This window comes from Aggregatilinea sp., assembly GCF_036822615.1.
Classification (GTDB): Bacteria; Chloroflexota; Anaerolineae; order Aggregatilineales; family Aggregatilineaceae; genus Aggregatilinea.
In genome coordinates this window covers 81,535-93,564 of sequence record NZ_DAISHJ010000005.1, presented here as the reverse complement: position 1 = coordinate 93,564, position 12,030 = coordinate 81,535, and the positions used below count along the sequence as shown (strand labels likewise).

Below are 12,030 nucleotides of genomic sequence, written 5' to 3'. Positions count from 1 at the left end.
TCTGTAGGGGCTATTGCGATACGCCCCTACGAATTACGGTACCCTACAGGTTTTTCTGGAAATCGTGCTTGCGCGCGGCGCGGCGCACGTCCTCGCCGTTGGCCGTGTACGTGTTGTCGCCCACCGTCACGCCGGGATCGTCTTCGAGCAGCACAGCGACGTCCAGGTTTGCGTCGAAGGTGTTGCCCTCCACCGCGCAGCCGTGCACCTCCGCGAAGCGCACGCCGATCCGGTTGTCGCGGATCGTGTTGCCGCGCAGCGTGAAGTCGCGGCACTGCACGCCCTCCGCCTCCTCGCCCGTGTAACCGTGGAACGCCGTGCGGTTGGACTCGAACAGATTATCCTCGATGGCGAAGGCGTAACACACCTCGTGCCCCGGCCAGTAGGGCAGCACGCCGCCGCCGCGCGTCCACAGGCGGATGCCCTCATTGTTGAGCCGGATGCGGTTGTTGCGGATGGTGAAGTTAAAGCCGTGCTCGATGGCGATGCCCGCCCAACGGCTGAACTCGATGGTGTTGTCCTCGATCACGTTATCCCACGAGTAGCCCATCCACATGCCGAAGTTGGAGCGGCTGCAATCGTTGCGGCGGAAGATGTTGCCGCGCGAAAAGGTAGATTCGATCGCGTTGTTGGGGCTGAGGCGGCAGTCGTTGTCCTCGAACAGGTTGTCGTTGCACGGCCCCTGGTGGCCCTTGTGATCGTAGCCCGCGACGAAGATGCCGTCGCCGCCGCACAGGCAGCTGTTGCGCAGGAACTGGTTGCGCGACGAGCTGTACACCAGCACGATCCCGGCGGAGTCCGCCTCAACACGCACGGTCCCGTCCGGGCGGCGAAACACGCGGTTGCAGAAGTCGAGCTGGTTGTCCTGGATCACGTTGTCGCTCGACGCGGAGAGATACACGCCCCAACCGCTGTTGAACGAGGCGTTGTTGCGCTCGACCGTGAGGCCGCCGCAGTCGTAGAGCATGATGCCGTTCATCTGGTGCTGCAGGTCGCAGCCGCGCACGGCCCCGCCCTGCACGTCGTGGAACAGGATCGCGCCGCCGTAGGCGTCTTCGACCGGCGTCCACAGGTACAAAAACGTGGTGATGCCATCTACCTCCGCCGTTTCGCGCACGCGCACGGCTTCGACCGTGACGTTCCGGCAGTGATCGGCGCGGACGCCGTTGTAGTAGCCGGAGATCGACAGGCCGCGCAGCGTCACGTCGCGGCGACCGTCCAGCGTTACGCCGACGCCCGTGCGCGTCCCGCTGACCATCATCGCGCCCTCGCCTTCGACCGTGACGCCGTCCGCGCCGATGGTGATGCCGTTGGGCAGCGGGTACACGCCCGGCGCAAAGCGCGTATCCTGCGTGATGACCATGCCGTCGGTGGGCGTTACAAGCTCTTGACTCATTGTATCTGCTCCTATTCGCAGCGTATCAGGCAGGCTCAAGGGTTAGAATCGTGCCGTCGCGGGGCGGCAGGTGCAGCGTCACTGCGCCGGACAGGCGGATATGTGTCACGCTGACCTCATCCGTACGCAGGTCGCGTACCGCCCACGGTCCCGGCGCGAACCGCGCGCGGTCCAGATCCACGACCGCGTGGCGCGCCTCGTCGCTCAGGTTGACGGCGATCAGCACGAACGTCTCGCCGCGGCGGAACAGCGCCGTGTGCACGTGTTCGGTCCGCGCGCGGCAGGGGATCGGCACATTCAGCCACGCGTGCAGCGCCGCGACCAGATCGGGCGACGGCTGCACGCCAAGGACCACGATCTGCCCCGCGCCGATCCCCTGCCGCCAGCCGATGGTATACGTCAGGCCGACGGGCAGACTCACGTGCACGGCCAGCTCGTCCCCGGTCGGGATCTCGTCCGCGATGCGCTCAGCGGTGATTGGCTCGCCGGGCACGTCGCCGTACACGAAAAACGCGGGACTGCTCAGGCTCACGGCCCAGTCGCCCAGGCGGATCGCCAGGCGCTGCGGGGCCGCCGCGCCGAGGATCGCCGTGGGCAGCGGCAGATCGAAGCGCAAAAGAGGCCGGAGGGTGTCGTCCTGGCGTGGCTGCTCCTGGAACAGCACCAGCGTCCCGCCGCCGCGCACGAACTCCAACAGGCGATCCTGCCCGGCGGCGCTCAGCCATGCTCCGCCCGCGTAAAACAGCAGCGGCGCGGTCTGTTCGCCCGCCTCGACATCGAAGGCGTCCAGCGTGATATCCGCGTCGTAGAGCGCGCGCAACACATCACTGCTCCGGTCGGGCAGGCGCGCCGTCTGGTGCAGCGGATCGACCGTCACCGCCGCCGAGGCGAGCCGTTCCAACGCGGGGGGATCGATGGCGCGGAACAGCCGCACGATCTCCGCGAAGGCCGCGTAGAGGTTGGGGCGTGTGTGGCCCAGCTCGCTGATGGGGCTCATCAGCCAGTTGTCGCGGCTGACCAGCATGTACCAGTTCCAGCCGACGATGCCCGCCATCAGCGCGGAAAGGGCCGTCAGCGTGTAGTGGTTGGGCGTGATCGCGCCCGCCGCATACTGCCCGCCGTCCCAGATGCCCGCCTGAAGCTCCGGGATGCACGGCAGAGCCGAGTACGCGCAGGTATAGACCAGCGTGTGCAGGAAGGTCCGGTGCTCGTCCGGCGCGCGGAACCCGGCGGTGGGGTACGCGTCCGGCCCGGCGACGTCGCAGATCGATTCCAGTTCGCGCCAGTTCTGGATGCCGTTGGTGGTGTAGACGTTCGCCAGCAGCGGCACGTCGATCCCGCCCGCGCGGAACTGCGCGGCAGTCCAGCGCACTGCCTCCGCCGTGCACCAGTGCCGGAAGCGCACGAAATCCAGGTAACGATTCGTGTAGCCGCGCGCCTCCAGGCCGGGAGCGGTGACGGCGCGCGCCTGTTCAAACGCGGTGTAGGCTGTTTCCCATGCCACGTTGAGCGCGTCAAGGTCGCCCGCATAGAGCGCGCGCAGGAAGTCGTGGAAGGGGCCCGGCGTGCTGCCCAGTCCCAACTGTGCCTCGTAGATGTGCGGCCAGGGATCCGGCTCGTTTTCGGCCTGCACCAGCCAGATCGGGCCGCCGCGCGTGGCAAGGTAGGGCCGGATGGCCTCACACACGGCGGCGATGTACTCCCCCGCCGCCGCGCGATAGTCGGGATGGAGCCGGTGCACGCGCGCCGCGTCCGCCGGGAGACCGCCGTTGGCCCATTCGCTGTAGATGTACGGGCCAGGGCGGATCAGCAGGTGCAGACCCTGCACAGCGACCTCGTCCAGAAAGCCGGTGAGATTGCGCTGCGGCGCGGTCCGCCCGGTGAAGTCGAACGCGCCCGCGCCGGTCTGGTGATAGTCCCAGCAGACGTAGGACGCGATCTGGTCCAGGCCCAGCGCGCGCACCTGACGCAGCACGTCGCGCCAGCGCAGCGGATCGAGCCGCCAGAAGTGCACCTCGCCGCTGAGCAGCGCGTGCGGTTCGTCGCCCAGCCAGATGCGCCGGTTGCGGAGGGTGACGGCAGTCATGAACGGGCAGCCTCCGCGCGCAGGTAGTCGATCAGGAACCACATGCCGCGCGCGTGGTGCGTGGCCTGATCGGGGGAGAGCGTGTAGTCGTAGTAGGGGTCCCACGACCAGAAGCCCCACTGCGCGCGCGGATCGTCGCGGTAGGGGTGGTTGCCGTCCGGCGTGACCTGCTGCGAGAGGGAATAGCGCATGGCGCGCACCGCTGCGTCGAGATAGGCCGTGTCGTGCGTGACGGCGTGCAGCCGCAGCAGCGCCCCGGCGATGTTCGGCACGTCGCCGGGGCCGACGATCGGCATGACCACGTTACCGTCGGCGTCGATGGTCAGCGGCCATGCGCCCGCGTCCGTTTGCTGCACGAGGTGCCAATCCGCGAAGCGCCGCGCGGCCATCAGGAACGGCTCGCGCCCGGTCGCCTCGTACAGAAACGTCAGCGCGCGCAGCTCGTCGGCGGCGAGATCGGTGTTGTAATACTCGCCGTCGATCAGGTAAAACGTGCCGTTCGCCGCCTGGATCGCCAGCCCATGCTCGCCCCAGGCGACTGCTTCGTCCAGCCAGCGCGCATCACCGAGGGCCTGCCACAGCAGCGCCGCCGCTTCCGCCGCGCGACCCCACGAATCCCAGCCGAGCGCCAGCCAGCGCCCGCTCGACAGCTCGTAGCGCGGGGCGAAACCGTGCCGCCGCGCCTGGATCAGGTAGCGCCCACCCTGCACGGCCCGATCCAGCCAGCGCGGTTCCCCGGTGCGCGCGTGCAGCCCCAGGCAAGTGACGATCTCTTCCCCAGCGAACTTGGTCCACAGGTGATCGGTCGCCACGCCGTCGCGCACGCCGCCCGCCACCACCGCCATCGGGTGATCGGTGACGTGGTGCGTGTAGAACCACTCCGCCGACTGCCGCGCCATGTCGAGCAGACCCGCGTTCCCGGTGCGGTCGTAGGCCGCCATGAGCTGCCACGGCGCGATCAGGTTGGAGGTCTGCGGCGGCTCGCGGTAGCCATCCCGCACGGAGAAATAGCCGTAAAACGCGCCGGTCTGCGCGTCGAACATCTGCGGCAGCCACGTTTCGGTCGCGTGGCGCGCGCGCGCAGCCAGATCCGCTTCGGACGCACCAAGCGCCGCGATCACGTCCGCAGACGGATCGGCGGTCACGGGCAGGCCCCAGTCCTGGGGCGAAATTACGCCAAATTTGAGGTCCATCATCATTCCTTTAGTCACAGCAGCGATGCGATCAAACGCGCCAGCAGCCAGCGCCCGGCGAGATTACTGCCTAGGCTGACGGGCTGGTCGCCCAGGCCGCCGTGGAAGCGCAGCGTGGACGCGATCAGCCGCCCGCGCCCAACTTCCGCCTCGAACAGGTACTCGCCCAGCGTAAACAGACGCGCATCCAGGCGGCGCATCAGTGGGCGGATCGCGGTGGCGTCCGGCAGAGCAGCGCGCAGCGCGTCCGTCTCGAAGGCCCAATCCGTCGCTAGCCCGTAAAACTGCACGTCCGCGTAACCGTCGTGCGGGAACACGTTCATCACCGGGTGATCCGCGAGCAGCTTGAGCGACTCGCGCCAGAATGGGACCGCCACGGCAGGCAGCGGACGGTCGCCCTGCTGCACCAACAGCACGCGCCCGCCCTCACGCAGATAAGCGCGCAGATCGCCGTCCAGGGCGCTCGACACGATGGCGCGGTAGTCCGGCGCGGGCGCGTCGATGCGCGCCGCCGACGCCGCGAGATCGTCCAACATGGCCAGCTTTCCGGCGGGATCGTAGAGCGCGAGGCCATCCGGCCAGGCCGCCACCGCGGGGAAGATCCACAACGGCCACGCGTTTTCGACCGGGCCGCGATCCGTGTCGAGCGCGACGCGCAGGTGCAGCGTCAGCGGATCGGCGGTCTCCGGCGCACCGAAGGCGATCTGCGCCACCCCGCGCGGACGTCCGGCCTCGAACACCCCGCTAAGTGTCTGCACACCTTCTGCGATCGTGCCGCCGTCCGGCCCGGCCACGTGCCAGCGCAGATCGCTCAACCGCAGCGAATCGCCCGCGTGCGACAGGATGACATGCAACGCGACCCGGCTCCCGGCGGCGAAGTTGTACGGCTCCCCCGGGGCAGGACGATCGCCGCCGCGCGTCCACTGGCGCGCCCGCCCGCGTCCCAACGCGAGCACGGTATCGGCGTTGAAGCGCCGGAACGCCGCCGGATCGACCTTCGGCTGGCCCGCGTCGTCGAACATGGCCGACGTCGACAGCGGCGTATTGCGCAGCCCAGTCACCACGTAGCCGCCCATGCCATCCGCGGCGCGCACGGCTTCCAGCACGAACTTACGCACCGCAAGCGCCTGCTGGCGCGAGAGTTTTTCGAGCGCCGCGCCGTCCACGTCCAGATCGAGCGCGGCCATACGCTCAACCTGCTGGCTGTAAGCGAGCTTGCTGATCGGGTGGATCGGGTTCTGCTCCGTCGCCCACCACGGCAGCGCCCCGCCGAACTGTGCGGCGAGTGTGTCCGGGCGGCGGTACTCGTCCATGTCACAAAACTCCCCGAAGATCCACGGACGCGAGGGCCGCCAATCGCGGTGGAAGTGCTGCACCAGCGGGCGGAAGAACTGGAGATCGGCGTAAAAGTGGTAGTCGTAGAAATCTGCGAGATCGCCTTCCAGGCCGTACGCTTCGCCGGAGCCGCTGTTGTCGCACACGAGCACGTCACTCACCTGCCCGCGCACGACCGCGTTCAATTCTGCGATCCACTCCGCGTCCACGTGGCGTTCCAACTCGCAGCCGAGGCTGTAGATCACGATGGATGGGTGATGGTGGACCTGCGCGGCGATGTCCGCGTACTCGATAGGCCCCTGGGCGCGCAGGTGCGGCGTCATTTCCGGCAGCCACAGCGGGAGTTCGAGCCAGAGCAGCACGCCTTCTTCGTCCGCGATCTCGAAATAGCGCGGCGACGGCACGAACAGGCACAGCTTGACCATGTTGTAGCCGAGCGAGCGCACGCGACGAAACTCGTCGCGGATGGTGGCGTCGTCCGGCGCGGGACACAGCAGATCGGGATACCAGCCCCAGCTCAGCGCGCCGCGCAGACAAACCGGCGTGCCGTTCAGGCGCAGCAGCTGCTCCTGGTGATCCAGGGCGCGGAAGCCCGTCACGCGACGGGCGCGGGCCTGCGGCATCCCATCTGGCCCGACCAATGCGATCTCGACCGTATACCGCGCGGGATCGTCCGGCGACCAGGAGCGAATTGCGTCCAGCGGGATCGCCGCCTGCACGCGGTCGCCGTCGAGCGCGCTCTGCCAGCGTGCGATGTGTGTACCGTCCGGCCCGATCACATCGAGCGCGGCATCCAGTCCGGCGGCGTCGTGCGCGTCCGCTTCCACGGTGATCGTCTGCGCGGCAGCGCTGGCCTGCACCATAACGCTGCTCAACGCGGGGCCAGAGAACGCGACCAGCCGCACGGACTGCCACAGCCCGCCGAACATCAGCGCGACATCGGGCAGGAACCCGGCCAGCGACTCACGCAGGCCGAACGAGCCGCCGGGCTTGATCACGGTCACGGCAATAGTGTTCGTCTCGCCGGGATGAATCACGCCGGTCACATCAAACGCGAACGCCGTCCACGAGCCGGTATGCGTGCCGACGACGACCCCGTTCACTGCGACCTCGGCGTGGTAGCTCGCCGCGTCGAACTGAAGTTGCACACGATGCCCGGTCCATGCCGCCGGGATGGTCACCGTACGTTCGTAAAACGCGGGCCCCTCGGCGCGGCGGGCATAGCCCTGCGCTTCCCACGCACCGGGCACGGTGATCGGACCGGATTCGTCTTCCAGGCGGAACGTCCACTCGCCGTCCAGGGCGAGCACTTCTGCAAGCTCATTCTGCCATTGGCGCATCGTATTCTGGCTCACTTTGGATTCAGATCAGGGATAAAAAGGGAATGGTTAAAAAGCACCTCACCCCCGGCCCCTCTCCAATCCGATTGGAGAGGGGAGACAAGCGAGAGTTGGGGGTTTCGTAGGGGCGTATAGCCACGCCCCTACCACATACGCTCATTTAGCGTGCCAGCACGCGCGGCCACGTGACGTAGGCCAGCAGCGCCGCCAGCGCGTAGAGCACCGCGCCGGTCAGCAGTGTCACGGCGAAGCCGAACTTGACCGCCAGCGCCATCGCCAGGGCCGTGCCCACTACGGACAGGATCGCATTTGCGCCCCAGAATGCGGAGACGCCGCGCGGATCCGCGGCGCTCGCCACGCGCAGCCCGCTGGGGAACGGCACGCCCATCAACAGGCCGAGCGGCAGCAGCGCGATCACCGTGACGGCGACCCGTGCACCGAACGACCACGGCAGCGCCGCGTCGATCAGGGCGGGATAGATCACCAGCGACAGCGCGACCAGCACCGCCACGCCCAACGCCGCCAGCGGCGCGAAACGCGGCAGGCGCATCAACCCCAGGCGGCTGCTGAGAAAACTGCCCAGACCGCCGCCCGCCAGCAACGCGCCGATCACGACGATCAGCGACGACGACGGCTGGCCCAGCAGCAGGTTAAAGCGCTGGATCAGCGGCGTCTCGACCAGCAGGAACGCCGCGCCGAGCAGCGCGAAATAGGGCGTGATCGCGGCGCGCTTCCACTGGCCGCCGTCGCGCCGGACGAAGAAGAAAATCGCCCACGACAGGTACGCGCCCGCCAGGATCAGGCTGATGAACAGCAGATCGCTGACCTGCGCGGGCAGGCCCTCCTGATACTGGTAGAAAAACGGCCAGTTGTCGGTCGTCGGGGTGTAGTCGTAGCCTTCTTCCTGGTTGTCCCGGATAAACTCATCGAGCGTCATCGCGCCCAGTTCCAGCGCGTCGAAGCCCGTTTCCTGGTAGATCGGGATGTACAGCACGCCCGTCTGGCGGTTGTGCGCGGCGGTCACGAACTGGTTGACGAGATCACCGGACCAGGGCTGGCGCATGACGATCACGACGCTGGTTTTGGCCTGCGCGTCGCCGTAGGTCAGCGAGGCCAGCGCGACGTGCTCCAACGCTTCCTGAAGCGAGTAGCCCTCGTCCTGAAGCATTTGCAGCGCACCGACCACCAGCCGCATGCCTTCGATGCCGTGGTGCGCCACGAACGCGATGCGCCCATCGTCGCTGAGGCGATCCCAATAGCTGTGCAGGGCTTCCTGCGTGTAGACGTAGTTTTCGGCCAGCGCGGACGTGCCGGGCGTGGCGGCCTGGCTGTACACGAGGTTAGCGTAGATCAGGTCGAACTGCTCGCCCGTGCGATCCACGAAGTTGCGGCCATCCATCGCCACGGTCCGCACGCCGGGCAGATCGTAGATGTCGCCGTTGTAGCTGCCGTAGTCGCGCGTGAGGTCGATCATCTGCGGATTGATCTCGACCGCCGTGATCGACTCCGCCCCGGTGAGGTGCGCCATCAGCACGTCTTTGCCCGCGCCCGATCCCAGGATCAGCACGTTCTGTGTTGCTTCGGGCGCGATGGTGAACGGCAGGTAGGCGATCTCGTTCTTCAGCCACGCCACGTCCTGATCGTCGCCGTCGTAGCCGACCATGATGCTGCCCGCGCCCGCGTCGGTGAAGACGTAGCGCACGGCCTCGTCGCTCGTTTCGACCACGTCGAGCCGCGCAAAGGGACTCCACTGCGTTTCCACGAGGCGCGCATCCGGGTCCTGAAGCACGGTCATCATGGTTTTGTCCGGCGGGGTGTCGTCCAGATCGGCGGGTGAAAACGCCAGCCAATTGCCCCAGGCGTTCAACGCCAGCAGAACCGCCAGCACCGCCGCCGCGCCTGCCGCGCCCGTTTGCAGCCTGCGCGCACCGCCGATCCAGGCCAGGATCAGCGCGGCCAGCGCGCAGACTACGCCCAGCGCGCCCAACGTGACGAACGCGCCCAGCCACGTCACCAGCCCCAGCACGGCGGCAATGCCCACCGCGCCACCGAGCAGATCCGCCGCGTAAAGCGTGCCGCCTGCTTCCGCGAAGCGCGCGAACAGCGCCGAATTGACGAAGCCGATGCCGATGAACGGCAGCACCGCCGCCGTCAGCGCGACGATCTTCAGGCTGGCCGAGGAAAGGGTGAGCAGCACGGCCATCGTGCCAACCAGCAGCAGCGCGATCAGCAGCGTGCCATTCGCCAGATCGGACCAGTCGAGCGGGGTGTCGCGCTGGCGCAGAAAGAGGGTCGCCAGCGCCGCGCCGACGCCCAGCCCGGCCACGGAGATCGACACGATGAGGAACACGTAATGGTATTCGAACATCAGGGAGAACAGCCGGGTGAGCGCCACTTCATACGCCAGTCCCACCGCCGACAGCAGCATCACCACCGCCAGCACGCCCGGCGCACGCCCGGCAAACAACACATCCGGTTCCGAACGTTGTTTTTTCGCCATCATCACCCACTCAAGCCATTAAGTTGAACCGCCAAACCTCACCCCCGGCCCCTCTCCAATCGGATTGGAGAGGGGAGACACATAAGAACCGGGGATTTGGCAATTCATGAATTGCCCCTACGGGTAAACACCCGCCACGTTCCCCGGCCAGGGGATACGGGGTTTCGTGTAGGGGCGTATTGCGATACGCCCCTACGCAAACGCCATGCTCGATTCTACCCCTTCAGCCCGGACATCTGGATACCTTCGATGAAGTACCGCTGGGCGAAGAAGAAGATCAGGATCATCGGGATGATCGCCACCATTCCGGCGGCCATCAACCAGTGGAAGTTGTAGACATACTGGCCCTTGAAGAACGCCAGACCCAGCGACACCGTGAAGTTCTTGACGCTGTTGATGTACACGAACGGCTCAAGGAACGCGTTCCAGTTCCACCAGAAGGTGAAGATGCCGATCGTCGCCAGCGCGGGCTTGCTGAGGGGCAAGATCACGCTCCACAGCACTTGCAACGTGTTCGCGCCGTCGATCACGGCGGCCTCTTCCAGCTCGCGCGGGATGCTCATGAAGAACTGGCGCAGCAGGAAGATCAGGAAGGCGTTGCCGAAGAACGACCGGATAAACAGCGGCCACAGCGTGTTGAGCATGCCAAACGAGTTGAAGATCTCGTAGGTCGGAATCAGCAGCACCGGGAACGGCAGCATCATGGTCGATAGCAGCACCATGAACAGGATGTTCTTGCCCGGCGCGCGCAGCCGCGCGAACGCGTAGGCGACCAGGATCACCGAGAAGTAGTGGCCGACCAGATTGAGCGCCACGACGATGGCCGAGTTCTTAAAGAACGTGAAGAAGGTCGCGCCGCCCAGATTCTTCGACAGCGCCTCGGTGTAGTTTTCGTAACGCAGACGGAAGTGCAATACGCGCTTTAGAGAGCGGCTCTGCACGTCGAACACGTTGGCGATGGACGACTGCGGCGCAACCAGCGCTTTCGTCTGGCGATCTCCGATGAGCGCCACGCTCACCTGCTCGCTGGCGTCCTGGTAGTCGTCGATGTAACGGATCGGGACTTCGTTCACGCGCTGGATGAACGGATCGCCCAGGTTGCTGCTGACCGGAACCAGCCGCAGCGTGTCCAGCGAATCGAAAGGCAGCACGAGATAGCGGTCTTCGAGGTGATCGACCACGATCACTTCCTGCGTGCTGCCGTCGTCCAGCGTGACGACATCCACGGGCAGCGACAGATCCCCGAAGATGCGCGGCGCGGCGTTACCGGCCAGCCGGTCGGCGGTCACCATAAAGCTCTTGCCTTGCAGCTCGTCCAGATTGATGATCGGCTGCCACGTTTCCAGGCTGAGCAGCACGTACCATTCGTCTTCGGGGTGATCCTTGAGCCGGTACAGCTCCAGCTCCGTATCACCGATGGGGAAAAACTCGGGATCGATCGGGGCGTCTTCGTCGGCCAGGAATGCGGCTTCGGCCACTTCGCGCGGGGCAACGACGTCAAGCTGCGTTTCCGGCCCCACCTGGACCAGCACGCCGCCTTCCTCGTCCGCTGCACGGCCCGTATAGCGCACGTCGTCAATTTCGACGTTGGCCCGATCACGGGAGTTCACTTCGTCCAGCGGGCGGCGCTCGGACAGCCCTTCGAGCGACTCGACCGGCACGACGACGAGGTTATCCCCGTCCCGCGCCAGCGCGACGACCTTACGCTCGCCATCCGGCGACTTCCACGTGCGGACATTCAGCGCCACGCCGTCTACGGTCGTGGGCTTCGCGTCGGTCAGATCGCCGGACGGGACGGAGACGAGGCCCTCGATCCGGGTCACGTCCGCGACGGACGTATAACGTCGCGTGCCGATCTCAAAGACAGTCGTCTTGTTGCCATCCGGCGTGGTCGCGTACCACATCGGGAACTGCTTGGTCGTATCACCCGCACGCACCTGCTCCCACTCGGAGGGGATCCAGATCGGCGGCGTGGTCAGGATCTGCCATTCCGGCTTGAAGCTGGCGGTCAGCATCCAGAACAGCGGGAAAATCATGACCACCGCGCCCAGCACGAGAATCGTGTAGCTGACGATCTTGCCCAGCACGTGCCCGGTTGACATCGACAGGCGGAGCGACGGCGGCTTGCCGATTCCCGTGGAGGGACGCTGAGTCTTTTCAGTCGAACCTGTAGTCATGGC

Annotated in this window: 6 protein-coding genes; all 6 read right to left on the bottom strand. The window is 66.5% G+C overall.

The features are described 5' to 3' along the window. Positions 1–43: 43 nt before the first annotated feature. The gene (locus V7116_RS03330; protein ID WP_324390410.1) at positions 44–1,396 is read right to left on the bottom strand and encodes a right-handed parallel beta-helix repeat-containing protein; all 1,353 of its coding nucleotides are present in this window, start codon (positions 1,394–1,396) and stop codon (positions 44–46) included. Positions 1,397–1,421: 25 nt separating this feature from the next. After that, the gene (locus V7116_RS03325; protein WP_324390408.1) at positions 1,422–3,482 is read right to left on the bottom strand and encodes a beta-galactosidase; all 2,061 of its coding nucleotides are present in this window, start codon (positions 3,480–3,482) and stop codon (positions 1,422–1,424) included. Then, a complete protein-coding gene (locus V7116_RS03320; RefSeq protein ID WP_324390406.1) occupies positions 3,479–4,675 on the bottom strand; it encodes a hypothetical protein in 1,197 nt (398 codons plus the stop codon). The genes V7116_RS03325 and V7116_RS03320 overlap by 4 nt, the downstream gene beginning before the upstream one ends. A gap of 14 nt (positions 4,676–4,689) precedes the next feature. Next, a complete protein-coding gene (locus V7116_RS03315; RefSeq protein WP_324390403.1) occupies positions 4,690–7,350 on the bottom strand; it encodes a glycoside hydrolase family 2 protein in 2,661 nt (886 codons plus the stop codon). Positions 7,351–7,510: 160 nt separating this feature from the next. Continuing rightward, positions 7,511–9,850, bottom strand: coding sequence for a hypothetical protein (locus V7116_RS03310; RefSeq protein WP_324390402.1), 2,340 nt, complete (start codon positions 9,848–9,850; stop codon positions 7,511–7,513). A gap of 215 nt (positions 9,851–10,065) precedes the next feature. Next, the gene (locus tag V7116_RS03305) at positions 10,066–12,027 is read right to left on the bottom strand and encodes a carbohydrate ABC transporter permease (protein WP_324390400.1); all 1,962 of its coding nucleotides are present in this window, start codon (positions 12,025–12,027) and stop codon (positions 10,066–10,068) included. Between the last annotated feature and the right edge of the window lie 3 nt (positions 12,028–12,030).